The organism is Streptomyces sp. AM 4-1-1, assembly GCF_029167625.1.
In the GTDB taxonomy this organism is placed as follows: domain Bacteria; phylum Actinomycetota; class Actinomycetes; order Streptomycetales; family Streptomycetaceae; genus Streptomyces.
Genome location: NZ_CP119145.1, coordinates 4,873,619 through 4,897,534, shown reverse-complemented (window position 1 = coordinate 4,897,534; position 23,916 = coordinate 4,873,619). Strand labels below are relative to the sequence as shown.

The following is a 23,916-nucleotide window of genomic DNA, read 5'->3' as shown; positions in this document are numbered from 1 at the left end:
ACCACCTCTCGCGCTGACCGAGATCAGTTCCGGACCTCTGACAACTTTAGACTGAATCCAATGTAGAGTGGTCGAACAGCGATACGCAGGAGGCCACCCATGTACGAGCCGATCCGTACCAAATCGGTCCATTCCACGACCGGGTACGACGCCGACTTCCCGCACCGCTCGCGCGAGGAGGAGCTGGACATCCAGCTCGCCGGACACCTCGGCGCCCTGCTCGCCGTCACCGACGAGCTGGGGCTCGGCGAGGCGGGAGATCTCATCGCCGCCCAGGTCGCACGGCTGCGCGGCGCACCGCCGGCCCGTCACGCGGGATCGGCCGACGCACCCGTGGCCGCACTCCACCGCCGCGCCCACGCCCTGGCGGGCCGGGCGCTGGTGGTGGCGGCGTCCCGCGCCGACACGTCCGCCGCGATCCTGGCGGCCGAGCGGATGGACGCCCACGCCGCGGCCACCGCCTCGCCGCAACTGGTCGGCGCCCCCTGACGGCCCCGGTCCACGGGCCGCCGAGGCGCGTGGACCGGGTGCCCACCACCCACGCACGGCCCCCGCGCGAGGACGGCGGCGGCAAGGGACGCCGGAAAGAGGGCGGCCCCGGAACCTGAGGGGGTTCCGGGGCCGTACCGCGGCGGGCCGTTGACCCCACAGGTCAGGGCGGATGTCGGACGAGACCCGGCCGCGGGGTCCGTACGGGGGCGCGCCCGGCAGGCGCACCCCGCCCACCGGCTCAGCCCAGGCGCCGCACCAGCGCGTGGTACTCGTCCCACAGCTCCTTCGGCGCGTGGTCGCCGAAGGTCTTCAGGTGGTCGGGGATCAGCGCAGCCTCCTCGCGCCAGGCGTCCTGGTCGACCGAGAGCAGGAAGTCGAGGTCGCTCTCGGAGAGGTCGAGACCGTCCGTGTCGAGGGAGCCCTTGGCGGGCACCACACCGATCGGGGTCTCGACGCCCTCGGCCCTGCCGTCGATGCGCTCGACGATCCACTTCAGGACGCGGCTGTTCTCGCCGAAACCGGGCCAGACGAACGCGCCCTCGTCGTTCTTGCGGAACCAGTTCACGTAGTAGATCTTCGGCAGGTGCGCGGTGTTCCCGCCGCGCGCCTTGTCGCTGCCGACCTCGACCCAGTGACCCATGTAGTCGCCCATGTTGTAGCCGCAGAACGGCAGCATGGCGAACGGGTCGCGGCGCAGTTCGCCGACCTTGCCCTCGGCGGCGGCGGTCTTCTCGGAGGCGACGTTGGCTCCGAGGAAGACGCCGTGCTGCCAGCTCAGGGACTCGGTGACCAGCGGTACGGCGGTGGCGCGACGGCCACCGAAAAGGATGGCCGAGATCGGCACGCCCTTGGGGTCCTCCCACTCGGGCGCGATGATCGGGCACTGGCCGGCGGGCACGGTGAAGCGGGCGTTGGGGTGGGCGGCGGGGACGCCGGACGCGGGGGTCCAGTCGTTGCCCTTCCAGTCCGTGAGGTGGGCCGGGGGCTCCTCGGTCATGCCCTCCCACCACACGTCGCCGTCGTCGGTGAGCGCGACGTTCGTGAAGACGGAGTTGCCCCACATGGTCTTCATGGCGTTGGCGTTGGTGTGCTCACCGGTGCCGGGGGCGACGCCGAAGAAGCCCGCCTCGGGGTTGATCGCGTAGAGACGGCCGTCGTCCCCGAACCGCATCCAGGCGATGTCGTCGCCGATGGTCTCGACGGTCCAGCCGGGGATCGTCGGCTCCAGCATGGCGAGGTTGGTCTTGCCGCAGGCGCTGGGGAAGGCGGCGGCGATGTACTTGGGCTCCACACCCTCGCCCTGCGGCGGGGTCAGCTTGAGGATCAGCATGTGCTCGGCGAGCCAGCCCTCGTCGCGGGCCATGACGGAGGCGATGCGGAGCGCGTAGCACTTCTTGCCGAGCAGGGCGTTGCCGCCGTAGCCGGAGCCGTACGACCAGATCTCGCGGTCCTCGGGGAAGTGCGAGATGTACTTCGTGGAGTTGCACGGCCACGGGACGTCGGCCTCGCCCTCGGCGAGCGGGGCGCCGAGCGTGTGGACGGCCTTCACGAAGAAGCCGTCGGTGCCCAGCTCGTCCAGGACCGCCTTGCCCATCCGGGTCATGGTGCGCATGGAGACCGCGACGTAGGCGGAGTCGGTGATCTCGACGCCGATCGCGGAGAGCGGCGACCCGACCGGACCCATGCAGAACGGCACGACGTACATCGTGCGGCCGCGCATCGAACCGCGGAAGACGCCCCGCTCACCCGTGAAGATCTCCCGCATCTCGGCGGGGTCCTTCCAGTGGTTGGTCGGGCCGGCGTCCTCCTCCTTCGCGGAGCAGATGAACGTACGGTCCTCGACCCGGGCGACGTCGCTCGGGTCCGACGCCGCGTAGTACGAGTTCGGGCGCTTGGCCGGGTCGAGCCGGGTGAAGGTCCCCTTGGCCATGAGCTCCCCGCACAGGCGCTCGTACTCGGCCTCGGAACCGTCGCACCAGACCACCTGGTCCGGCTGGGTGAGGGCCGCGATCTCGTCGACCCAGGCGATGAGCTCCTGGTGGTTGGTGGGAACAGTGGGGGGAGTCGCGATGTCGCGCGCCACGATCGCTCCTTGGTGAGGGTTGTTGGTTTGTCGCCCCGTGGGGGCCGCGACCCGGACGCTTCTACCTTTCGATCCACCATGGCGCTCATCCGGTGCCGACCGCACTCATTTGATCATCCGACCCTCGCGCCCATATGTCCAGAGGGCCGCACACGTGAGCATTGCCACTCATATCCACAACCTACGGTGGCGTAGGTAACATGCCGACATGACTGCTGCCGCTGCCGCCGCGCCCGAGGCGACCGACCCCGACCCCGTACCGGTGAAGCCGCGGCTGCGCGGCTGGCTGCACGCCGGAATGTTCCCCGCCGTACTGATCGCGGGCCTCGTGCTCACCGCGCTCGCCGACAGTCCCCGGGGCCGTATCGCCTGCGGGATCTACGTCCTGACCGCGTGCCTGCTGTTCGGTGTGAGCGCGCTCTACCACCGAGGCGACTGGGGGCCCCGGGGCGAGGCCGTGCTCCGCAGGCTCGACCACGCCAACATCTTCCTGATCATCGCGGGCACCTACACCCCGCTGACGCTGCTCCTGCTGCCCGACGCGACCGGCCGGACACTCCTGTGGGCGGTGTGGGCCGCGGCCCTGGCCGGCATAGCGTTCCGGGTCCTCTGGGTGGGTGCCCCGCGCTGGCTCTACACGCCCTGTTACATCGCGATGGGCTGGGCCGCCGTGTTCTTCCTGCCCGACTTCATGCACGCGGGCGGAATCGCCGTGCTCGTCTGCGTCGTCGTCGGCGGGGTGCTCTACAGCGTCGGCGGCGTCGTCTACGGCATCAAGCGGCCCAACCCGTCACCGCGGTGGTTCGGTTTCCATGAGGTCTTCCACTCCCTGACGCTGGCCGCCTTCGCCGTGCACTACGTCGGCATCTCGCTGGTGGCCTACCAGCACGCCTGAGCCGCCCCACCGCACCCTGATCCGTCCGCCCCGGCGCGCGTCCTCGCGTCTGCCCCTGCGTCTGACCCGCAGCTTCCCGCGCGGCGGCCGTGGCCTCGAAGCCGCGGCCACCCGCCAGGCCAGGACCGCGACGGCGGCGGCCACCACCCCCAGCACCGCGGCCTCGCCACCCATCAGATATCCCGCCACACAGAGCGCCGCCACGACGGCCGCGCCCCCCTGAACGATGCCCCGCATATGGGCCTCCCTCCGCACGCCCGTGCTTGATCACGGATTGTGCGCCTACCCACAGCACATCGTTACACACTCCCCACAACTCCGGGCAGGGCGCCGCCGCCGTCCCGCCACCCGCGCGGATCGCCCGTCCCGCCGTCCGCGAGGACCGGCCTCGGACGTGCCGTCACACGGCCGGCACGCCCCGGCCGCCGCCACCGAGCTTGCGGGCCAGCTCCGCCGGGTCGGTCGTCGGCGCCTCGCAGACGAAGTGACGGCAGACGTACGCGGTCGGCTCCCCGCCCATCAGCGGCCGGTCCACCAGCAGCGGGAACTCCGTCCCGCCGTCCGGAGCCCCCACCGCGACCACCGCGCCGGGCGCCGGACCCAGCAGAGCCGTACGGTGCAGCTCGCCGCCCACCGGCCCGGCGACGGCCACCTCGCGCGGCCCGTCCAGCAGCGCCTCGGCCGTGGCGAGACCCCAGCCGATGAACCGGGGGGCGCGCGGCCCCAGCGCCTTCACCACCCCCAGGGCCCCCTCGGCCGCCGTGCGGTGGGCCTCCGAGCCGGTGTGCGCGGCGTACGAGAGCAGCGCACCGGCCGCGGCCGTCCAGCCCGCCGGGGTCGCGGAGTCGGTCGGGTCCTGGGGCCGGCGGATCAGCCGCTCGGCGTCGTCGGCGGTGTCGTACAGCTGGCCGCCCTCACCGGTGAAGCGCTCCAGCACGATGTCCAGCAGGAAGCCCGCGAAGTCCAGCCAGGCACCCTCCCCGGTGACCGAGGCGAGCGCGAGGAAGCCCTCGGCCACATCGCCGTAGTCCTCCAGCACCCCGGCGTTGGCCCCCGCGCGGCCGTCCTTCGAGGTACGGCAGAGCCGGGCGGTGTCGCCCATGTGGAGCCGTACCAGCAGATCGGCCGCCTCGGTCGCCCGCTCGACCAGGTCCGGGCGGTCGAAGTAGGCACCGGTCTCCGCGAGGGCGGCGATCGCCAGACCGTTCCAGGCCGACACCACCTTGTCGTCCCGCCCCGGGCGCGCGCGCCGGTCCCGCGCCGCCAGCAGCCGGGCCCGGACGTCCGCGACCCGCGCCGCGTCCGCCGGCCCCGCCGACCGGGGCAGCCGGAGCACGGACGCCCCCTCCTCGAAGGTGCCCTCCTCGGTCACCCCGAAGTACCCGGCGGCGAACTCCGCGTCCTCCTCGCCCAGGACCTCGCGCAGCTGTCCGGGCGTCCAGACGTAGTACGCGCCCTCGACGTGCCTGCCCTCGCCGTCCTCGCTGTCGGCGTCCAGCGCGGACGCGAACCCGCCCTCGGCGGTACGCAGCTCCCGCACCATGAAGTCCGCGGTCTCCAGGGCGATCCGGCGCGCCGCCCCGGACCCCGTCGCCCGCCACAGCCGCGCGTAGACCCGGCACAGCAGCGCGTTGTCGTACAGCATCTTCTCGAAGTGCGGGACCACCCACTCACGGTCCACCGAGTACCGGGCGAAGCCGCCGCCCAACTGGTCGTAGATGCCGCCCCTGGCCATCGCCTCACAGGTGTCGGCGGCCATCTGGAGCGCGCCCTCGGCGCCCGTGCGGGCGTGGTGGCGCAGCAGGAACTCGACGGTCATGGACGGCGGGAACTTCGGCGCACCGCCGAAACCACCGTGCTTCTCGTCGTAGTCCCGGGTGAGCCCGAGCAACGCCTGGGCCAGCTCCGACTCCCCCGGCACCCCGTCGCCGCCGTGCGCGAGCGTGCGCCCGGCGAGATCACCGACGATCCGCCCGGCGACCTCGGAGACCTCACCACGCCGGTCCGTCCACGCGGCCACCACCCCTTCGAGCACCTGCCGGAAGGAGGGCATGCCGTGCCGGGGCTCGGGCGGGAAGTACGTACCGAAGTAGAACGGTTCCCCGTCGGGCGTCATGAAGACGGACATGGGCCAGCCGCCCTGCCCGGTGGCCGCCTGCACGGCCTCCATGTAGACGGCGTCGACATCCGGCCGCTCCTCGCGGTCGACCTTGACGCTGACGAAGTGCTCGTTCATGAACGCGGCGGTCCCGGCGTCCTCGAAGCTCTCGTGGGCCATGACGTGACACCAGTGGCAGGAGGAGTAACCGACCGACAGCAGAACGGGCACCTCCCGTCGCCGCGCCTCCTCGAACGCCTCGGGCGACCAGGGCCACCAGTCGACCGGATTGTCAGCATGCTGAAGCAGATACGGCGAGGTCACACCAGCCAACCGGTTCATGCGAGCCAGCCTCTCACAACGCCCCGCGTCGGCATGGGGACCTCACAGGGGCGGACCTTTCGGGACCACAGGACACGCCGGGATCGAGATCGTGGAGCTGACCAGCCGGTGGACGCCTAGCCGGTGACGACGTTGTCGGCCAACCGTTCCCGTTATCGCGCACGGCGGGGGACACCGCCTGCCGCAGGACCGGACAGGTACTGCGCACGCCACGTGGGGGCTTCATCGCAGCGTCCAGGGTGCGAGGGCGCTACGGCGGCGATGCTCCGGCTCTGAGCGTGAACCCGAAGTCCACCCGCCCACGCGGCAGTTCGCTGTGTCCAACCTCTTGACCGGATTCAGCCAATCGCTAAGGTCTAGACCTAGATTGAGGTCTAGACCTTAGCTGAGTTGGCGCTTGAACGGCCGGTTCCGTGCGCGTGACGGCGTGGTGGGTGGACGACCACGCCCAGGGCGCCACGGCGCCTCCGCACGTCCTCACCCCGACCGGCGTGGCGGCACGACGGCACAGCGCGTGCACCCCACCTGATCAGTACTGCCGCGCGACCGCCTCGACAACACTGAAGAAAGCGACATGACATGAACACGAAGAGACAGACCGCGTTCGCGATCGGAGCGCTGATCGCTCCCCTGCTCGCCGTCACCATCCCGGCGGGCACGGCCAGCGCCCACGGCTGGGTGACCTCGCCCGGCAGTCGGCAGGACCAGTGCGCTGCGGGCACCGTCGCCTGCGGCCAGATCAAGTACGAGCCGCAGAGCGTCGAGGGACCGAAGGGCCTGCGCAGTTGCAGCGGCGGAAACGCGCAGTTCGCCGAGCTCGACGACGACAGCAAGGGCTGGAAGGTCACGCCGGTCGCCTCGACGCAGACGTTCACCTGGCACCACACGGCACGGCACTCCACCGCCAACTGGCAGTACTTCATCGGCAACACGAAGATCGCCGAGTTCGACGGCAATCGCGCGCAGCCTCCCGCCGACGTCAGCCACCAGGTCAACTTCAACGGCTTCACCGGCCGTCAGAAGCTGCTCGCCGTCTGGAACGTGGCGGACACCGGCAACGCCTTCTACTCCTGCATCGACGTCAACATCGGTGGTGGCGGAAACGGTGGCGGGGGCAACGGCGGCGGTGACGGTCAGCCGGACGACTGCGCCGCGCCGCTCTGGTCCGCCGGCAACACCTACACCGGCGGTGACACCGTGTCCCACGACGGACACACCTGGCGCGCCAAGTGGTGGGTGTCGGGCGACAAGCCCGGGACCACCGGCGAGTGGGGCGTCTGGGAAGACCTCGGAGCCTGCTGATCACGACCGGGCCGGCGCCCGCCCACTCGGGGCGGGCCCCGGCCTCCCCCGGCACACCGGTTTTCCGACTCCGCACCGGGAGATCACCGCGAGAACCCGACACCGCGTTCTCGCCTGCGTGAGCGCCGCCGCACCCGACAGCATCAGCGCATTGACCACACCGCGCAGACGGTCTCCGTCGGGCCGGACACCGCCTTACCCCGTCCGCATGGATGCGCGGGAACTACGTGCATCTCGGCGTGAACGGTGGCACGTTCGCCTGGACGCCCTCAGCCTCCGGTTGGAAACAGCTGACTCTCTCCTTCATCACCGGCGCGTCCCGGAGCACCGCCGAGATCCATCTGCACGGCCGGTACAGCCAGGGCACGTACAACGCCGTTGACGTCAGCCTGGACGGCCCCGCGAGGACCTGAAGAACAAGCTCACCTCCCTCTTCGGCTGGACCGACGCGGAGGCCTACGCTCACGTCGGCATCTCCGGCATGAACAACAGCAGCGACGCCGACGAGGTCACCACTCCCCAGATCTGGACCCAGATCCGCGGCTGGGCCGACTCCCACCACATCCGCCGGCTCTCCTTCCGGCCCGTCAACCGGGACGGACCACCCGGGAGTTCACCTCCGTCACCACCGGACTCACCGGCTGATCCGTCAGCAGTCCTCAAGGAACTGGCGGGCGAGTTCGGTGAGGGGGTGGTCGGGGCCGTAGAGGCGTTCCCGGTCGGCCAGCACCCTCGCGAAGAGGGTGCCGGCCGCATCCATGTCACCGGCCAGCTTGTGGGCGTAGGCGAGGTTGCTGCGGGCGGTGGCGGTCTCGGAGTGGTCCGGCCCGTGGACCCGTTCGTAGTCGGTGACGGCCTGACGGTGGAGGTCGATGGCCGTGTCCAGGTCGCCCATGTCGCGGTAGGCGCTCGCCAGGTTGGCGCGGGCGTTGAGGGTGTGCGGGTGGTCGGGGCCGTGGAGGCGCCGCATGTCCGTCAGGTTCTGCTGGTGCAGATCCCGCGCTCGCGCCGGCTCGCCCCGCAGGGCGTAGAGGTGGGCGAGGTTGGCGCGGGAGACGAGGGTGTCGGGGTGGTCCGGGCCGTGGACACGCTCGTGGTCGGCCAGGTTCCGCTGGTGCAGAGGGGTGGCGGTGTCCAGGTCCCCGGCGGCCCGGTGGGCGCTGGCGAGGAAGCTGCGCGCGGCGAGTGTGGCCGGGTGGTCGGAGCCCTGAAGCCGGGTGCGGATCTCCACCGCGCGCCGGGCGCAGGTGATGGCGGTGCCGGTGTGGCCGTCGCCCTGGAGGTATCCGGAGGCGGCCACGAGCAGACCGGCGGTGTGCGGGTCCGCCTCCTCCGCCGGGGTCCGGTCGGTCAGGGCCAGCAGGTGCGGCAGGAGCAGGCGCCATCGGGGCCAGCCGGGGACGTTGAACAGCGGGTTCTCCGGCAGTACCTGTTCCAGCAGCAGGGCGGCTCGTTCGCGGGCGGTGGTGATGGCCTGGACGGTGCGGTGGGGGTCGGCGGGGTCGGGGACGCGGGCGACGGCTTGGACCAGGCGGTGGACGGTCACGGTCCGCCGGGTCAGGGTGATCATGCTGTAGCCGTGGAGGAGGGCCAGGGCCTCGTCGACGGCGTACGAGTCCTCCCCCAGGTTTTCGGACAGGTCTTCGAGGACGTCGCGCGGCAGCGGGGCGGGAGCGAACCAGGCGAACAGTCGTAGCAGGTCTCCGGCCAGGGGCTGCTGGGCGGTGATCGCCCGGAGGGACAGGTGCCAGACCCGGGCGACGGTGCGCTGGTCGTCGGCCTCCTGACCGCCCGCCGTGGCGGCGAACATGCGGCCCGGGTGACGACGGAGGCGGTCGAGGTAGGCGGCCGGGCTGATGGCGGTGGCCTCGATGTAGGCGGCGGCCTGCTCCAGGGCGAGGGGCAGGTGCCCCAGCTCGTCGGCGAGGTCGGCCAGGACCTGCTCGTCGTCCGGTCCGTCCGGCTCGACGAGGCGCATGAGCAGCTCCACCGCGGCATCGGAGGGCAGGGGGTCCAGCGGGAGGGGCTGGGCCAGGCGGCGCCATCCGGTGGCCCGCCGGCTGGTGATGACGCACCGTCCCGTGGTCAGACCCAGTACGGGGGCCAGGTCGTGCGGGGACGCGGCGTCGTCCAGCACCAGGAGCCAGTCCCGGTGGGCCCGCAGCCAACTCAGGGCCCACTCGGCGCGCTCGGTGCTGGTCGCGGCGGCCAGGTGCTGGTAGGGGGCGAGCCGGGCGGCGAGGTCGGCGAGCCCGTGGGCGAGACCCGAGGCGGAATCCGCGCTGAGCCACCACACCGGGTTGAGCCGGTGGCGATGCCGATGGGCGAGTTGCAGGGCCAAGGCGCTCTTGCCCGTTCCGCCCAAGCCGTACACGATCGGCGGCACCGCCGGACCGGCTTCGTCCAGTGCCGCCTCCAGGCGGGCCAGCGGTTCGACGCGGTCGACGAAGTCGGGGTTGGGCGGGGCGGGCAGGTTGGTGGTCCCCCGGGGGGCCGGCACCTCGGCGGGCTGCCGTACGGCTGCGGCCGGCAGATGGACGGTGCGGGCGTCGATCGTGGCGTGGCCGCCGGTGGAGATGATGCCGCTGTTGGTGCCGACGGCCACCGCCTGCTCGCCGGATGCCTCGACACACGGCCGCTCGTTCACCGCTGGATGGTGGCGCCGTCGCCGGTGCTGATGACACCGTGGTTCGTCTCCACCGCGACGGCGCCGTCGCCGGAGGCGGTGAAGGAGCGGGCGGGCAGGAGCCGGGCCAGCTCCGCGGTCAGCTCGGCGTCCTGCCGCAGAATGCGGCGCACCTGGACGCGCAGGGCCGCCTGGGCGTCGTCGTCCTGCGGGTCCTCGGCGACCTCGTCGATGGCCTGTCGCAGCCCGCCCCGGTGCTCCTCCCGGCTCCACAACCGCTGCACGATGCGCCGGCCCAGGGACGCCGTCGCGTCCGCGGCCGCATCAGTGGTCCGGGTGACCACGGCGCTCCCGTAGGCGGTGACGGCGGCAGTGACGTACGGCACCACGTCGTTGGCGACGGTCAAGGCGTCCACAGATATCCCCCTCTGTCGGTTCACCGAGCATGGCACGACCACCGCGCCCTGGTGATCCGATCGGCACGAGAGCCGGAAAGCCTGCTTACGACTCGCGGCCTTCACGGCCGTGGCATCAGCCCCACTCCGGTAGGAAGCCACCCGCAGCCTGCCCGGCACATCGCCCACCCGCACTGCGAGCCACCCCCGCGCCCGGTGGTGACACCCACCGGCCCGCGGCCGCCCCACCGCCCGGGGTGGGGCCGTGCAGGAGCGTCCCCGCAGGGTCGGGCGTACGACCCGGTCCCCCTTGCGGACCCGGGTGCCGCGCCCGGCCCGAGGAGACGCTCCGGAGGGGCCCCACCCCACCCACAGACGGCCGCTGCGCACCCCGGCGGAAGGAACCCCGCCACCGCACGGCAGGCACCCGCCCAGAACCCCGCGTTGCACCACAGCACCCGCCCAAACCCGCACGTACACCACGCAGACCCGCACGTACACCACGGCACCACGCAGACCCGCACGTACACCACGGCACCACGCAGACCCGCACGTACACCACGGCACCACGCAGACCCGCACGTACACCACGGCACCACGCAGACCCGCACGTACACCACGGCACCACGCAGACCCGCACGTACACCACGGCACCACGCAGACCCGCACGTACACCACGGCACCACGCAGACCCGCACGTACACCACGGCACCACGCAGACCCGCACGTACACCACGGCACCACGCAGACCCGCACGTACACCACGGCACCCGCCCGGCCCCGTACCCCCCGCGCCCTGCTCCTTCGCCCTACTTACCTCCCCCTTACTTACTCCCCGCGCCCCTTCGAGTCATCCCCGGAACCAGAGGCGGCAGGAGCGGCCGAGGGCACCCCGCCCGCCCCCGCCTCCGGGGCCTCGACGAAGTCGATCTTTCCCATGTGCCGGTTCATCGACTTCATCAGCATCCACGTACCGGCGGCGAGCACCGCGAAGACGAGGAAGCCGAGGACGCCGGGAGTGACCTTGTTCTTGTCGAGCTCTTCAGCGAGAGGGACGAGGTGCGTCAGTGCCTGAGTCGCGTACATATCAGGCATTGTCGCGGATGCCCGCGAAGAGGTCGCTCTCGGGGAGGGACGTATCGACGAGGGACTTCGCCAGCTCGTACTCCTCGGTCGGCCAGACCTCCCGCTGGACGTCCATCGGAACGCGGAACCAGCCGCCGTCCGGGTCGATCTGGGTGGCGTGCGCCATCAGCGCCTTGTCCCGGATCTCGAAGAAGTCCGCGCACGGGACGTGGGTGGTCAGCGTGCGTTCGGCGCGCTCGAACTCCTTCCACCGCTTCAGCCAGTCGCCGTACGGGGATTCGAGTCCGCGGGCGAGCAGGGCCTCGTGGAGGGCGACCGTGCGGGGCCGGTTGAAGCCCTGGTTGTAGTACAGCTTCTGCGGCTGCCAGGCGGGCCCGAACTCCGCCTCGGGGAATCTCTCGGTGTCCGCCGCGGCCTCGAAGGCGATCATCGAGATGGTGTGGGTCTTGATGTGGTCGGGGTGCGGGTACCCGCCGTTCTCGTCGTACGTGGTGATGACCTGCGGCCGGAACGCGCGGATCTGCGCCACGAGCCGGCCCGCCGCCGTCTCGTCGTCCTCCAGCGCGAAGCAGCCCTCCGGCAGCGGCGGCAGCGGGTCGCCCTCGGGCAGCCCGGAGTCGACGAAGCCGAGCCATTCCTGCTTGACGCCCAGGATCTCCCGGGCCTCGTCCATCTCCTTGCGGCGTACTTCGTGGATGTTCTTCTCGATGTACGCGTCACCCAGGAGCTTCGGGTTGAGGATGGAGCCGCGCTCGCCTCCCGTGCAGGTCACGACGAGCACGTCCACCCCCTCGGACACGTACTTGGCCATGGTGGCCGCGCCCTTGCTCGACTCGTCGTCGGGGTGGGCGTGAACGGCCATCAGTCGAAGCTGCTCAGTCAAGACTCGATCCTCAGTGAATTCGTTGCGGGGTGGTGGACGGGCAGTAGGAGGGAGACTTCTATAGTGACCGAACCGGGGGGCGGAAAATTCCTCGATCCCCGGTCCGGGAGGGACGAACATGACGGCGGTACGCGAAGCGCTCCCCGATGGCCGTTACGGCCGCTCCGCGGATCAGCGCGCGGACCGCAGGCTGAAGATCGTCGGTTCGGTGCTCGGAGTGGTCCTGCTCGGGGTCGTCGGCTGGATCGGTTACGACTACGTGGCCGGTCAGGGCCTCAGTGGCGAGATCATCAAGTTCAAGGTGGTCTCCGACGAGCGGGCCGATGTGCACCTGGAGGTGCGCAAGGACGAGGACGCCGGCGGCTACTGCACGCTCCGGTCCCTGGGCGAGGACGGCACCGAGGTCGCCCGTAAGGACTTCCGCTTCGACGACCGTTCGGACCGCATCGACCGGGTGCTCCGGTTGCGGACGACGTCGCGGGCGACGAGCGTGGAGCTGGTGGGCTGTACGGCTGACGACGGTGCGTCGCGTTGACGGGGGCGCACGGGGCGCGACCTGCGTTTATCCTCCTCTGAGCTGGGCTTCTGCGGTCCCGGCGGTTTACCTTCTCCCCCTTTTCCTGCGGAATTGTTAGGCTCGTGGTTTCGCCCACCCGTGGCAGCACATGCTTCTGGGTAGGGCGATGCTTTGTATTCCCAGTACCGACGAGGAGCACCTGTGACCCAGACAAGCGAAAACGTTACCTGGCTCACGCAGGAGGCGTACAACCAGCTCAAGGCTGAGTTGGAGTACCTGTCTGGTCCCGCGCGCACGGAGATCGCCAAGAAGATCGAGGCGGCCCGTGAGGAGGGCGACCTGCGTGAGAACGGCGGGTACCACGCCGCCAAGGAGGAGCAGGGCAAGCAGGAGCTCCGTGTGCGCCAGCTGACCCAGCTCCTGGACACCGCGAAGGTGGGCGAGGCGCCCGCCGACGACGGTGTGGTCGAGCCCGGCATGGTCGTGACGATCGCCTTCGACGGCGATGACGACGACACCATGACGTTCCTGATGGCCTCGCGCGAATACGCCAGCGCGGATGTGGAGACGTACTCCCCGCAGTCGCCGCTCGGCATCGGCGTGCACGGCAAGAAGGTCGGTGAAGTCGCCGCGTACGAACTGCCGAACGGCAAGACGGCCTCGGTGAAGATCCTCGCGGCGAAGCCCTACAAGGGCTGAGCCGCCGACACCCCCGGACACCGGAAGCCCGGCCGCGTTCCCACGCGGCCGGGCTCCGCAGGTCTGCGGGTCAGACGGTCGCCGAGCGGTACTTCCGCACGGCGAGGGTCCGGAAGACCACGATGATCACGGCGGACCAGAGCAGCGACGCCCAGACCGGGTGCTGCATCGGCCAGGCGTCGGACTGCGAGACGCCCGGGTTGCCGAAGAGTTCGCGGCAGGCCTGCACGGTGGCGCTGAACGGGTTCCAGTCGGCGATGGGCCGGAGCCAGGACGCCATCTGGCTGGAGTCGACGAAGGCGTTCGAGATGAACGTCACCGGGAACAGCCAGATCAGCCCGCCGGAGGTGGCCGCCTCCGGGGTGCGCACGGTGAGCCCGATGAGCGCGCCGATCCAGGAGAACGCGTACCCGAGGAACAGCAGCAGCCCGAACGCGCCGAGCGCCTTGGGCAGGCCCTCGTGGATGCGCCAGCCGACGAGCAGGGCGACGACGGCGAGGACGATGACGGTCAGAGCGGTCTGTACGAGGTCGGCGAACGTACGACCGGTGAGCACCGCGCCCCGGGTCATCGGCAGCGACCGGAACCGGTCGATGAGGCCCTTGTGCATGTCGTCGGCGATCCCGGCGCCCGCGCCCGCCGTCGCGAAGGTGACGGTCTGGGCGAAGATCCCGGCCATCAGGAACTCGCGGTACTTGGCGGGATTGGTCGAGCCGCCGATGCTGAGTGAGCCGCCGAACACATAGCTGAACAGCACCACGAACATGATGGGCTGAATCAGTCCGAAAATGACCATTTCCGGAATCCTGGTCATCCGGATCAGATTGCGCCGGGCGATGACCAGCGAGTCGGTGAGCGACTGGATGATGCCACCACGCGGCTTGGGCGCCGCGAGCTGGGAGGTGTTCGGTGTGACCGTCACTTCGCCGCCTCCTTTCCTGAGCGACCGGACCGTCCGGAGCGACCGCCCGTCACGCCGCCTTCGCCACCTCGGCCGCCGGTCGTGTCGGCCTCCTCTTCCTCCAGCGCGGCGGCATGGCCGGTGAGCGAGATGAACACGTCGTCGAGGGTGGGGCGGCGCAGCCCGATGTCGTCGATCTCGACCCCGAGGGCGTCGAGATCGCGGATGACCTCGGCGAGAAGCCTGGCGCCGCCGCTGACCGGGACAGTCAGCCGGCGGGTGTGGGTGGCGACGGCGACCTCGCCCTTGCCGAGGCGGGCGAGCGCGTCGCGGGCCGGGCCGATCTGGGCCGACTCGTGCACGACGACCTCGACGCGCTCGCCGCCCGTGCGGGCCTTGAGCTGGTCGGAGGTGCCGCGGGCGATGACCTTGCCGTGGTCGATGACGCAGATGTCGTGGGCGAGGTGGTCGGCCTCCTCCAGGTACTGCGTGGTCAGCAGGAGGGTCGTACCGCCCGCGACGAGTTCCTGGATGACCTCCCACAGTTCCTGCCGGTTGCGCGGGTCGAGCCCGGTCGTCGGCTCGTCCATGAACATCACGGGCGGTGAGACGACGAGCGCCGCCGCCAGGTCGAGGCGGCGGCGCATCCCGCCGGAGTAGGTCTTCGCCGGGCGGTCGGCGGCGTCGGCGAGATGGAACCGCTCCAGCAGTTCACCGGCCCGTTTCTTCGCGTCGCGGGCGCTCATCTGGTAGAGCTGTCCGACCATTCGCAGGTTCTCGTGACCGGTCAGGTATTCGTCGACGGCGGCGAACTGCCCGGAGAGCCCGATCGACCGGCGTACCTCGTTGGGACTCTTCAGCACGTCGATGCCCGCGACGACCGCTGTGCCGCTGTCGGGGCGCAGCAGTGTGGTGAGCACCCGTACCGCGGTCGTCTTGCCCGCGCCGTTGGGGCCGAGCAGACCGAGGACGGTCCCTTCCGGGACGTCGATGTCGACGCCGTCCAGCGCCCGTACGTCACCGAAGGTCTTCACCAGACCTTCGGCGTGGATGGCACCTGGCATGTGGGGTTCCCCCAAGTTGCTTTTGGGTGACTTGCCTACCAGATCCTAGATTTCCGCACCGGCTGACGCCCGGTGAATCCGTTTTCTCCACCGTCCGGGGCGACAACAGCCCCCCATCGGCCCCTCCCACCGGCGTCCGCGTCCCCTCCCCGGACACTTCACGTCACTTCAGGTCACCCATGACGAGATACCCGGCCGCGCGCAGCGCCGAGGCGACCTCCTCGCAGTGCGCCGGACCCTTGGTCTCCAGGTGCAGTTCGACCTCGGCCTCGGTGAGTCCCAGCCGGGGGTCGGTACGGGCGTGGCTGACGTCGAGGACGTTGGCGTCGACGACGGTCAGGGTGGCGAGGAGGGCGGCCAGCGCGCCGGGGCGGTCGGTGAGGCGCAGCCGGAGGCTGAGGTAGCGGCCGGCGGCGGCCATGCCGTGGGTCAGTATGCGCTGCATCAGCAGGGGGTCGACGTTGCCGCCCGAAAGCACCGCGACGACCGGGCCGCGGAACGACCCGGGGTCGCTGAGGAGGGCGGCGACGGGGCTGGCTCCGGCCGGTTCGACGACCATCTTGGCGCGTTCGAGGCAGAGCAGCAGGGCGCTGGAGAGTTCGTCCTCGGAGACCGTACGGATCTCGTCGACGAGTTCCTGGACGAGCGCGAAGGGTACGTCGCCGGGGCGGCCCACCTTGATGCCGTCCGCCATGGTGTTCTGCACGTCGATCGCGACGGGGTGCCCGGCGGCCAGTGAGGGCGGGTAGGCCGCCGCGCCGGCCGCCTGGACGCCGACGATCCGGATGTCGGGGCGCACTGCCTTCACCGCGACCGCTATGCCGGCGGCGAGCCCGCCACCGCCTATGCCGACGACGACGGTGCGGACCTCGGGGCACTGTTCGAGGATCTCCAGCCCGACGGTTCCCTGTCCGGCGATGATGTCCGGGTGGTCGAAGGGGTGGATGAAGACGGCCCCGGTGCGGTACGCGTGGTCCTGGGCGGCGGCCAGGGTCTCGTCGACGACGGCGCCGTGCAGCCGCACCTCGGCCCCGTACTCGCGGGTGGCGGCGACCTTCGGCAGGGGCGCCCCGACCGGCATGAAGACCGTGGACCGTACGCCCAGCAGGGCGGAGGCGAGGGCGACGCCCTGGGCGTGGTTCCCGGCGCTGGCGGCGACCACCCCGGCCGCCCGTTCCTCCGGGGAGAGCCCCGCGATCCGCACGTACGCGCCGCGCAGCTTGAACGATCCGGTGCGCTGGAGGTTCTCGCACTTGAGGAGGACCGGTGCGCCGACCTGTTCGGTGAGGTGCCGGCTGCCTTCCATGGCGGTGACCCTGGAGACCCCGGACAGCATCTTCTGCGCGCCGCGGATGTCGTCGAGGATCAGTGGGCGGAGGCGTCCTGCGGCGGCGAGGTTCATACCGTCAAGTCTGGCAGCTCCCGGGAGGTGCGGCGCTCGCGATTCCCGGTGCGCGACGCGGGCGCCGGGGTCCCTGGAGCGTCGCCGTGCACGGGTTCGCGCAGCGCCGGTACGTGTTGCCCCGGGGCCGCGTACTCTGTCCCCCACCCATCCGAACAACGCACGAAGAGAGCCCCCGGCCATGCCCCCACAGGACATGACGACAGCTGCGTCTCCTTCCGAGGGCGACGGTGCCGCCCCCGACCTTCCGGGTCCCGACCCGTTGCTCGACACCCTTCAGCACCAGGTGGCGGTTTTCGCCCGCCGCGCCGAGCAGAATCGTCTCGGCGGTGTCGGTCACGTACGGAACTCGATGGACCGGGCCGCGTATCTGCTGCTCAACCGGCTCGACCGGGAAGGCCCGATGGGCGTCAAGGCGCTCGCCGCGGGCATGGGCATCGACTCGTCGACGGTGACCCGGCAGGTCGCACCGCTGGTCGACACGGGTCTGGTCAAGCGGACCTCGCACCCGGACGACGGGCGGGCCGTGGTGCTCGACCTCTCGCCGCGCGGCAGGAGCAGGCTGGAGGAGGTACGGGCGTCGCGCCGCGAGCTGATGGCCCAGGTGACGCAGGAGTGGACCCCGCAGGAGCGGGACGTGTTCACCGCGCTGCTCACCCGTTTCAACGGCACCCTGGCCGACCGGCAGGCGGCACGCCAGGCGGCCGAGCGCGAGGCCGACGCCGCCACCTGACGGCGGGCGCCTGTCCGGAGCCCGGTTCCGGACAGGCCCCGGACGGGCGGGCCACCGCACGCGCCGGAATTCCCTGAGGACGCCGGCGCCGGGCACGTGCGGTGGTACGGGTGTCAGCGGCGGTACGGGGGTCAGCCGAGCGCCTGCGTCAGGTCGGCCAGCAGGTCGTCGCCGTTCTCGATGCCGACGGACAGCCGGACGAGGTCGGCGGGCACCTCCAGCGGGGAGCCGGCGGCGGAGGCGTGCGTCATCCGGCCGGGGTGCTCCAGCAGCGACTCGACGCCGCCGAGGGATTCCCCGAGCGTGAAGAGCTTCGCCCGGTCGCAGACCGCGACCGCCGCCTCCTCGCCGCCCGCGACCCGGAAGGACACCATCCCGCCGAACGCCTTCATCTGCTTGGCGGCGATCTCGTGGCCCGGGTGTCCGGGCAGCCCCGGGTAGAGGACCTGGGTGACCTTCGGGTGCCGGGTCAGCAGCTCGGCGACCCGGGTGGCGTTCTCGCTGTGCCGGTCCATGCGGACCGCGAGGGTCTTGATGCCACGCAGCACCAGCCACGCGTCGAACGGCCCGGCGACCGCGCCCATGGCGTTCTGGTGGTACGCCAGCTCCTCGGCCAGGTCCGTGTCCTCGACGATCAGCGCGCCACCGACGACGTCGGAGTGGCCGCCCATGTACTTGGTGGTGGAGTGCACGACGACGTCGGCGCCCAGGGCGAGCGGCTGCTGGAGGTACGGACTGGCGAAGGTGTTGTCGACGACCAGCCGCGCACCCGCCTGACGGGCCACCCCGGCCACCGCCGCGATGTCGGTGATGCCGAGCAGCGGGTTGGACGGGGTCTCCACCCAGACCACCTTGGTGCGCGGGGTGATCGCGGCCCGCACCGCCGCCACGTCCGAGGTGTCCGCGACGGAGAACTCCACGCCCCAGCGCGAGACGACCTTCGCGAACAGCCGGAACGTGCCGCCGTACGCGTCGTTCGGAATGACCACGTGGTCGCCGGGTGACAGGAGCGTGCGGAGCAGGCAGTCCTCGGCGGCCAGCCCGGACGCGAAGGCGAGACCGCGGCGCCCGCCCTCAAGCGCCGCGAGGTTCTCCTCCAGGGCGGTGCGCGTCGGGTTGGCGCTGCGGCTGTACTCGTAACCGCCGCGGAGCCCGCCCACACCGTCCTGCTTGTACGTGGACACCTGGTAGATGGGCGGGACGACGGCGCCGGTGAGGGGGTCGGCGGTGTTGCCCGCGTGGATCGCAAGTGTTTCGAAGCTGTGCTGGTCGCTCATGGGGCGAGCGTAGTTCGTCCGGGACGGTGGGCGGACCCGTGGCGCGGGGGCACCCGCCCTGTGGCTCGGGGTCACCGCCTCCATGGCTCGGGGCCACCGCGTCCATGGCTCGGAGTCACCGCCTCCGTGACTCGCGGCCACCATCTCCACGACCGGGGTCACCGCCTCCGTGACTCGTGGCCACCATCTCCACGACCGGGGTCACCGCGTCCGTGACTCCGGGGCGCCGGACCCGCGGCTCCGGGTCACCGGGCCGTCCGGGGACAATGGGTGTATGGAGATTCTCTGGTTCCTGATCGCGCTGTGCATGCTGGCAGCGGTCGTCGGCCCGTTCGCGCTGCGCCGCCGCGGCGGTATCCGTCAGGTCGCGCCCGGCTCCCCGGACGCGGCCGACCCGGACGCGTACGGCTTCGTACGCCAGGAGGAACTGGACATCCGGCTGCCGGGCCCGGACCAGGACCTGCTCGATGTGCTGGAGGTCGTACAGCGTTCGCAGGACTGGCGGGCGGCGTCGCAACTGCTCGCGGGCACGCCGAAGGAGGGCGAGGTGCGCTGGCAGCGCGTCCAGGCGTTCGCCGGGGCGGCCTCGCTGGAGCTGGCCGGGCGGCCGGGGGCCGGCGGTTCCTGGCTGCGGAGCTGGCGGGCCGAGGCCCCGAAGGACGCGGGAGGTGCCGCGGTGCACGCGGAGTTCCTGGTGCAGCAGGCGTGGCGGTCGTCCACGGCGGCGGCGGACGACTTCCGGATCATCCTGGAGGAGGCCCGCACGGTCTGCGGCGAGGCGGCCCTGCTGGCGCCGGGCGACCCCGTCCCGTACATCGTGGAGCTGGCTGCCGCCCGTGGGCTCGGTTATTCGCACGAGGAGTTCGACCTGCTCTGGGCGAAGATCATCGACCGGGCTCCGGCGCATCTGGGCGCGCATCTCGCGGCCCTGCACTTCTGGTGCGAGAAGTGGCACGGTTCCCTCAAGGAGGCGGAGCGCTTCGCCACCACGGCCGCGGCGCGCGCCCCGCGGGGCTCACTGCTGGCGGCGCTGCCGCTGTTCGCGGTGTACGAGCACCTGCCCGAGGTCAATCTGGTGCGGGGCTTCTACGAGAGTCTGACGGTGCGCAACGCCGTGGAGGGCGCGCTGTTCGCGGTGCACGCGGCCCGCGCGGACGATCCGATGCTCGCGCACGTCCGGCATCTGCTGGTGATGTTCCTGGTCCGGATGGAACGCTGGTCCGAGGCGGTGCACCAGCTCGTCCACATCGACGGGCACGTGGGCGCGCTGCCGTGGACGCAGAGCTCGGACCCGGCGGCGGAGTACGCCGTGTACCGGGCGCTCGCGGTCGCCGGCTACGAGGCCAACGGCGGCAACCCGGCCACGCTCCCCCACTGACCCTCGCCCTTCCCCTCGCCCTCACCCGTTTCATCGATGGATTGGACCGGTGTTCCCATGGCCCGACTGATTCCGCTGGTCCTGATCGCGCTGGCCGTCTACTTCCTGCTGAGGGCGCGACGCCGCACGAACGCGTACGTGCGGTCGATCGAGCGGAGGAACGCGACGACCCCGCCACCCGCGCCCGACGACAAGCCGTGAGAGGCACCCCACCACCGGCCCGAAACCCCCGGAATCCCCGGCGCCCCGGCCGTGTTGTACATACCGGACCCCGATCCCGCGAGGAGCCCCGCCCATGATGTTCCTGAACCGCCGCACGCCGCAGCTCCCCACCCCCGAGGAGGCCCTGCGCGGCCGTCCCACCCCCGCCTTCACGGTCCCGGAGCGCCACACGGTCCTGGGCAACTCCCTGCTCGGCCCGTACCCGGAGGGCCTGGAGACCGCCGACTTCGCGATGGGCTGCTTCTGGGGCGCCGAGCGCGTCTTCTGGCAGACGGACGGCGTCTGGACGACGCTGGTCGGCTACCAGGGCGGGACCACCGAGAACCCGCTGTACGAGGAGGTCTGCTCGGGCCTGACGGGTCACACGGAAGCGGTACGCGTGGTCTACGACCCGAAGATCATCTCGTACGACGACCTCCTGAAGGTGTTCTGGGAGTCGCACGACCCGACCCAGGGCTTCCGCCAGGGCAACGACGTGGGCACGCAGTACCGCTCGGCGGTCTACACCCACTCCCCCGAACAGGCAGCGGCGGCGACCGCCTCCCGGGACGCGTACCAGCGCGTCCTGACGGACTCCGGCCTCGGCGAGATCACCACGGAGATCGCCCCCGCCGCCCCCCGCCACTTCTGGCCGGCCGAGGCCCCGCACCAGCAGTACCTGGACAAGAACCCGGCGGGCTACTGCGGGATCGGCGGCACGGGCGTGAGCTGCCCGATCGGCATCGCCAGGACGAACGGCTGACCAGGACCGACGGCTGCCAGGCACCGAGTGCTGACCGGCCTTCGCGACGGACGTGCGTGCCTCGGTAGCGCTGCCCCCCACATGCTCGGCCTGAGCAAGGACGGCAGCGCAACCGCTCTTCACCGACCCGCTGGACAGGCTTCAGAAACGTGGGTCGCCCACTGACACACCGGAGGTTTCCACATGGCCGTCGAGTGGGTTCGGCTCACACTCGACCTGGACGCGTTCGAGGATGCCCGGTTCGAGCCCTACCTGCGAAGGTGCCGACAGGCTGGTATCGAGTTCACGACCATGGCAGCCGTCGGTGACACGGACCGACATCGCCGTGCGCTGTACGAGCTGAACAGGACGTGTTCCGCCGACATCCCGGAGCGGGGCGAGTTCTACACGTTCGACGAATACCTCGCTCAGCGCATCGAGACTCCCACCTACGCCCCCGAGGGTGTCGTTCTGACCTTGGACGGCGGCTCATGGGTCGGTATGGCGGCGACATCACTCGGCGCCGAAGGACACGCGCTCAGCGAGATGACGGGGTTGCTGCCCAGTCACCGCGGAAAGGGAATCTCGTTGGCCATGAAGCTTCTGGCCATCCGTTTCGCGCGTGCGAACCACATGCACTGGCTGCGGGCCTTTCACCACCCTGCCAACGCATCCGCCATCGCCATGAACCGACGGCTCGGCTTCGTCGATGACGAGCCACATGTCACGGAGGTGTGACGCCCAGGCTCTCCGGTCCCAAGCTGCTCCGCCCCGGGCGGTGGTCGGACGGGGCAGAGCAGATCGAGAACGCGAAACACCGCCATCAAGCGGAAGTCACAGCTTGAACTCCCGGGCTCCGCGAGTCCGCGCAAATCCGACCGCCGCGCCCCACGCGTCAGGGCCTACCCGCAGTATCGGGCTGTCGGAATCCTTGGAGTCGCGCACGTGAACGTGACCTCCATCAGGGCTCTGCCGCCACTCGACACAGTTGCCCTGCTGACCGCTGTAGCTGCTCCGCGTCCACTGCCGTGGCGCGGTGAAGACAGATGATGTGTCGCGAGTCATGTTGCTCCTCTACTCACAGTCTTGAAGATCTCGGCCGAGCTCGACGAGACGCCGACGCGTCTCCTCCTCTCCGAGAGCGCTCTCACGGATCTGCTGGAAAGCGTGGGAATACGCTTGAACCGACTCGTCGTCCTCCAGGTAGAAGCTGTTCACGAGCGATTCCAGGCTCGCGAGTCGGCCCCCGTCCGGGAACTCGAAGAGGGCGAACGTCCCATCAAGCCCCAGGTGAGCACCACAGTCCAGGGGGAGGATCTGGATATGAGCGTTCTCCAGTCGGGACACGTGCAGTATGTGCTCAAGTTGTCGTCGCATGACGCCTGTGTCACCGATGGGGTTACGCAGAGCCGCTTCGCCGATGACTGTGCACAGCTGGAGTGGATTCGCCTTTTCCAGCACTTGCTGCCGCTCAAGACGTACGGACACGAGCTTGTCGATCCGCTCGGACGAGCTGTGAACCACGCCTACACCCGCGGCCAGGAGCCCACGGGTGTACTCCTCCGTCTGGAGCAGACCGGGAACCAGGAGCGATTCCCAGAGGCAGAGCTCCGAGGCATCGCTTTCCAGGCCCAGGAAGTCCTGGAACGCAAGATGCAGGAATGATGCGTAGCTGTGCCACCAGCCCCGCTGCGAGACATTTCGAGCCATGTCCTCCATGGCTGCTCGCAGCGCGAGGTCATCGACGCCGTACACGTCAAGCATCGCTCTCAGAGCGGGCACATCCACCTTCGTGCGCCCGGTCTCGATGCGGCTGACGCGATCGATCCGGTAGCCGATCCGGTCGGCCACCTCCTGCTGCGTCAGCCCGTGTTCCTCACGCATACGCCGCAGCGCGCCACCGAGGCGACGCCTGCGGAAGGTTGGCGGACTAGTCGGCGCCATGGCGAGTGATCTCCCTTCGACTCCCTGGGGCACACAGTCTGCCTGGTCCCCTCCACCATTTAGGTTGAGTTCTGCGAATTCGCAGATTCACCAACTCGTTTTCTGCAACTCTGTCGCCACGGTGGGTGACGGAACTCGGTGCCCACCGTTGGATCGGGGCTGCGCTTGGCTGCCAGGCGCAGTGCCCACTCGTGCCACCACGACGACGGGAGCTGAACCTCATGCCGCAAAGCCGCGCATCCCGCAACCACCAGGCCGGAACCGCCCTGCACCTCGATGAACAGGACACCCGGCGCCTCGTCCCACCTGGTTGGGGCGACAGCGCGCGTACCAACTTCCGTATCCGCGCTGAAGAACAGTCGGTCTCCGCAGCGCGGCGCTATGCCCGGATCTGGCTGGACAACTTTGATGTCGGCGACGCCGGCGAGAGCCTGGTACTGATCATTTCCGAGCTGGTCACCAATGCGGTGGTCCACACCGAAAGTACGTGGATCACCTGCCACCTCTGGGTGGTTGCCGACGTTCTCCACGTCGAGGTCCGTGACCAGGGCGCTCGGCTCGTCGGCCCTCGGGTCCGGACCGCCGGGGCGGACGACGAGCACGGCCGGGGCCTGCTGCTTGTCGAATCACTCGCTCAGGAATGGGGCATCGTTCCGGACCCCTTCGAAGGCCGGTCGGTGTGGGCCGCCGTCCCCTTCGTCCTCGATGGAACGGCCGCTTCCGATCCCGTGTCGGCGGATCGCGGATCTTCCACCGAATAGCCGTCGGCCCCCACAACGAGAACGTCGGCAACGACATCGCCGTCGTGCCGCACGCCCGACAGGGGACGCGGCCCCCGTCCTCACGGACGGACGGC

General features: G+C 70.6%; 24 protein-coding genes. 12 read left to right on the top strand and 12 right to left on the bottom strand.

Translation table 11 applies throughout. The features are described from left to right. The first annotated feature begins 99 nt into the window (after positions 1-99). Positions 100-489, top strand: a complete 390-nt coding sequence (locus PZB75_RS20875) for a hypothetical protein (protein WP_275536817.1) — start codon at positions 100-102, stop codon at positions 487-489. A 241-nt stretch (positions 490-730) separates the two neighbouring features. Here the strand turns inward: PZB75_RS20875 and PZB75_RS20870 are convergent, their stop codons facing one another. Then, positions 731-2,575 carry a phosphoenolpyruvate carboxykinase (GTP) gene (locus tag PZB75_RS20870; RefSeq protein ID WP_275536816.1) on the bottom strand — a complete coding sequence of 615 codons (1,845 nt, stop codon included), beginning with the start codon at positions 2,573-2,575 and terminating at the stop codon, positions 731-733. 208 nt (positions 2,576-2,783) lie between these two features. On the opposite strand from PZB75_RS20870, the gene PZB75_RS20865 reads away from it, so the two are divergent. Continuing rightward, positions 2,784-3,470, top strand: a complete 687-nt coding sequence (locus PZB75_RS20865; protein ID WP_275536815.1) for a hemolysin III family protein — start codon at positions 2,784-2,786, stop codon at positions 3,468-3,470. A gap of 400 nt (positions 3,471-3,870) precedes the next feature. Here the strand turns inward: PZB75_RS20865 and PZB75_RS20860 are convergent, their stop codons facing one another. Continuing rightward, a complete protein-coding gene (locus tag PZB75_RS20860) occupies positions 3,871-5,910 on the bottom strand; it encodes a thioredoxin domain-containing protein (protein WP_275536814.1) in 2,040 nt (679 codons plus the stop codon). A gap of 579 nt (positions 5,911-6,489) precedes the next feature. Here PZB75_RS20860 and PZB75_RS20855 point away from each other — a divergent pair. Together PZB75_RS20855 and PZB75_RS20850 are read left to right on the top strand one after the other, a co-directional pair. Further along, positions 6,490-7,212 (top strand): lytic polysaccharide monooxygenase, encoded by a 723-nt coding sequence (locus tag PZB75_RS20855; protein WP_275536813.1) that lies wholly within the window; start codon positions 6,490-6,492, stop codon positions 7,210-7,212. Between the two features lie 212 nt (positions 7,213-7,424). After that, positions 7,425-7,625, top strand: a complete 201-nt coding sequence (locus tag PZB75_RS20850; protein WP_275536812.1) for a hypothetical protein — start codon at positions 7,425-7,427, stop codon at positions 7,623-7,625. Between the two features lie 236 nt (positions 7,626-7,861). On the opposite strand, the gene PZB75_RS20845 is transcribed toward PZB75_RS20850, so the two are convergent. From PZB75_RS20845 to mca, 4 genes are all read right to left on the bottom strand, one after another. Then, positions 7,862-9,859, bottom strand: a complete 1,998-nt coding sequence (locus PZB75_RS20845; protein WP_275536811.1) for a tetratricopeptide repeat protein — start codon at positions 9,857-9,859, stop codon at positions 7,862-7,864. Next, positions 9,856-10,254 (bottom strand): hypothetical protein, encoded by a 399-nt coding sequence (locus PZB75_RS20840; protein WP_275536810.1) that lies wholly within the window; start codon positions 10,252-10,254, stop codon positions 9,856-9,858. The genes PZB75_RS20845 and PZB75_RS20840 overlap by 4 nt, the downstream gene beginning before the upstream one ends. Positions 10,255-11,061: 807 nt before the next feature. Further along, entirely contained in the window at positions 11,062-11,319 is a 258-nt protein-coding gene (locus PZB75_RS20835; protein WP_275536809.1) for a hypothetical protein, read from the bottom strand. A gap of 1 nt (position 11,320) precedes the next feature. Next, positions 11,321-12,202, bottom strand: coding sequence for a mycothiol conjugate amidase Mca (gene mca / locus PZB75_RS20830; RefSeq protein ID WP_275536808.1), 882 nt, complete (start codon positions 12,200-12,202; stop codon positions 11,321-11,323). Between the two features lie 118 nt (positions 12,203-12,320). Between mca and PZB75_RS20825 the strand changes: the two genes are divergently transcribed. Next, a complete protein-coding gene (locus PZB75_RS20825; protein WP_275536807.1) occupies positions 12,321-12,737 on the top strand; it encodes a DUF4307 domain-containing protein in 417 nt (138 codons plus the stop codon). Between the two features lie 183 nt (positions 12,738-12,920). Further along, on the top strand, positions 12,921-13,418 hold the full coding sequence (gene greA, locus PZB75_RS20820; RefSeq protein ID WP_275536806.1) for a transcription elongation factor GreA: 498 nt from the start codon (positions 12,921-12,923) through the stop codon (positions 13,416-13,418). 70 nt (positions 13,419-13,488) lie between these two features. On the opposite strand, the gene PZB75_RS20815 is transcribed toward greA, so the two are convergent. The 3 genes from PZB75_RS20815 to ilvA all read right to left on the bottom strand — a co-directional run bounded on the left by PZB75_RS20815 (position 13,489) and on the right by ilvA (position 16,785). Then, positions 13,489-14,340 carry an ABC transporter permease gene (locus tag PZB75_RS20815; RefSeq protein ID WP_275536805.1) on the bottom strand — a complete coding sequence of 284 codons (852 nt, stop codon included), beginning with the start codon at positions 14,338-14,340 and terminating at the stop codon, positions 13,489-13,491. Next, positions 14,337-15,383, bottom strand: coding sequence for an ATP-binding cassette domain-containing protein (locus PZB75_RS20810; RefSeq protein WP_275536804.1), 1,047 nt, complete (start codon positions 15,381-15,383; stop codon positions 14,337-14,339). The genes PZB75_RS20815 and PZB75_RS20810 overlap by 4 nt, the downstream gene beginning before the upstream one ends. Positions 15,384-15,546: 163 nt before the next feature. Then, complete coding sequence (ilvA, locus tag PZB75_RS20805; protein ID WP_275536803.1) at positions 15,547-16,785, bottom strand: threonine ammonia-lyase; 1,239 nt, start codon at positions 16,783-16,785, stop codon at positions 15,547-15,549. Between the two features lie 181 nt (positions 16,786-16,966). Between ilvA and PZB75_RS20800 the strand changes: the two genes are divergently transcribed. Next, positions 16,967-17,518: a MarR family transcriptional regulator gene (locus tag PZB75_RS20800; protein ID WP_275536802.1), complete on the top strand. Its 552-nt coding sequence runs from the start codon at positions 16,967-16,969 to the stop codon at positions 17,516-17,518. A 131-nt stretch (positions 17,519-17,649) separates the two neighbouring features. Here PZB75_RS20800 and PZB75_RS20795 read toward each other — a convergent pair whose 3' ends face one another. Then, positions 17,650-18,795: a cystathionine gamma-synthase gene (locus tag PZB75_RS20795; RefSeq protein ID WP_275536801.1), complete on the bottom strand. Its 1,146-nt coding sequence runs from the start codon at positions 18,793-18,795 to the stop codon at positions 17,650-17,652. Positions 18,796-19,069: 274 nt separating this feature from the next. Between PZB75_RS20795 and PZB75_RS20790 the strand changes: the two genes are divergently transcribed. From PZB75_RS20790 to PZB75_RS20775, 4 genes are all read left to right on the top strand, one after another. Continuing rightward, a complete protein-coding gene (locus tag PZB75_RS20790; protein ID WP_275536800.1) occupies positions 19,070-20,173 on the top strand; it encodes a hypothetical protein in 1,104 nt (367 codons plus the stop codon). A gap of 57 nt (positions 20,174-20,230) precedes the next feature. Further along, positions 20,231-20,374, top strand: coding sequence for a hypothetical protein (locus PZB75_RS20785; protein ID WP_275536799.1), 144 nt, complete (start codon positions 20,231-20,233; stop codon positions 20,372-20,374). 97 nt (positions 20,375-20,471) lie between these two features. Then, positions 20,472-21,137, top strand: a complete 666-nt coding sequence (msrA, locus tag PZB75_RS20780) for a peptide-methionine (S)-S-oxide reductase MsrA (RefSeq protein WP_275538794.1) — start codon at positions 20,472-20,474, stop codon at positions 21,135-21,137. Positions 21,138-21,320: 183 nt separating this feature from the next. Further along, a complete protein-coding gene (locus PZB75_RS20775) occupies positions 21,321-21,854 on the top strand; it encodes a GNAT family N-acetyltransferase (RefSeq protein WP_275536798.1) in 534 nt (177 codons plus the stop codon). A 96-nt stretch (positions 21,855-21,950) separates the two neighbouring features. Here the strand turns inward: PZB75_RS20775 and PZB75_RS20770 are convergent, their stop codons facing one another. Together PZB75_RS20770 and PZB75_RS20765 are read right to left on the bottom strand one after the other, a co-directional pair. Then, on the bottom strand, positions 21,951-22,181 hold the full coding sequence (locus tag PZB75_RS20770) for a DUF397 domain-containing protein (RefSeq protein ID WP_275536797.1): 231 nt from the start codon (positions 22,179-22,181) through the stop codon (positions 21,951-21,953). A 9-nt stretch (positions 22,182-22,190) separates the two neighbouring features. Continuing rightward, complete coding sequence (locus tag PZB75_RS20765) at positions 22,191-23,060, bottom strand: helix-turn-helix transcriptional regulator (RefSeq protein ID WP_275536796.1); 870 nt, start codon at positions 23,058-23,060, stop codon at positions 22,191-22,193. Between the two features lie 125 nt (positions 23,061-23,185). Here PZB75_RS20765 and PZB75_RS20760 point away from each other — a divergent pair, with 125 nt between their 5' ends. Then, positions 23,186-23,821 (top strand): ATP-binding protein, encoded by a 636-nt coding sequence (locus PZB75_RS20760; RefSeq protein WP_275536795.1) that lies wholly within the window; start codon positions 23,186-23,188, stop codon positions 23,819-23,821. Positions 23,822-23,916: the final 95 nt, after the last annotated feature.

Coding starts and splice junctions, on each gene's coding strand:
- PZB75_RS20855 (WP_275536813.1), top strand. CDS start 6,490: ATGAACACGAAGAGACAGACCGCGTTCGCGATCGGAGCGCTGATCGCT.
- ilvA (WP_275536803.1), bottom strand. CDS start 16,785: ATGAACCTCGCCGCCGCAGGACGCCTCCGCCCACTGATCCTCGACGAC.
- msrA (WP_275538794.1), top strand. CDS start 20,472: ATGTTCCTGAACCGCCGCACGCCGCAGCTCCCCACCCCCGAGGAGGCC.
- PZB75_RS20825 (WP_275536807.1), top strand. CDS start 12,321: ATGACGGCGGTACGCGAAGCGCTCCCCGATGGCCGTTACGGCCGCTCC.
- PZB75_RS20800 (WP_275536802.1), top strand. CDS start 16,967: ATGCCCCCACAGGACATGACGACAGCTGCGTCTCCTTCCGAGGGCGAC.
- PZB75_RS20850 (WP_275536812.1), top strand. CDS start 7,425: ATGCGCGGGAACTACGTGCATCTCGGCGTGAACGGTGGCACGTTCGCC.
- PZB75_RS20795 (WP_275536801.1), bottom strand. CDS start 18,795: ATGAGCGACCAGCACAGCTTCGAAACACTTGCGATCCACGCGGGCAAC.
- PZB75_RS20770 (WP_275536797.1), bottom strand. CDS start 22,181: ATGACTCGCGACACATCATCTGTCTTCACCGCGCCACGGCAGTGGACG.
- PZB75_RS20765 (WP_275536796.1), bottom strand. CDS start 23,060: ATGGCGCCGACTAGTCCGCCAACCTTCCGCAGGCGTCGCCTCGGTGGC.
- PZB75_RS20860 (WP_275536814.1), bottom strand. CDS start 5,910: ATGAACCGGTTGGCTGGTGTGACCTCGCCGTATCTGCTTCAGCATGCT.
- PZB75_RS20875 (WP_275536817.1), top strand. CDS start 100: ATGTACGAGCCGATCCGTACCAAATCGGTCCATTCCACGACCGGGTAC.
- PZB75_RS20775 (WP_275536798.1), top strand. CDS start 21,321: ATGGCCGTCGAGTGGGTTCGGCTCACACTCGACCTGGACGCGTTCGAG.
- PZB75_RS20785 (WP_275536799.1), top strand. CDS start 20,231: ATGGCCCGACTGATTCCGCTGGTCCTGATCGCGCTGGCCGTCTACTTC.
- PZB75_RS20865 (WP_275536815.1), top strand. CDS start 2,784: ATGACTGCTGCCGCTGCCGCCGCGCCCGAGGCGACCGACCCCGACCCC.
- PZB75_RS20810 (WP_275536804.1), bottom strand. CDS start 15,383: ATGCCAGGTGCCATCCACGCCGAAGGTCTGGTGAAGACCTTCGGTGAC.
- PZB75_RS20835 (WP_275536809.1), bottom strand. CDS start 11,319: ATGTACGCGACTCAGGCACTGACGCACCTCGTCCCTCTCGCTGAAGAG.
- PZB75_RS20790 (WP_275536800.1), top strand. CDS start 19,070: ATGGAGATTCTCTGGTTCCTGATCGCGCTGTGCATGCTGGCAGCGGTC.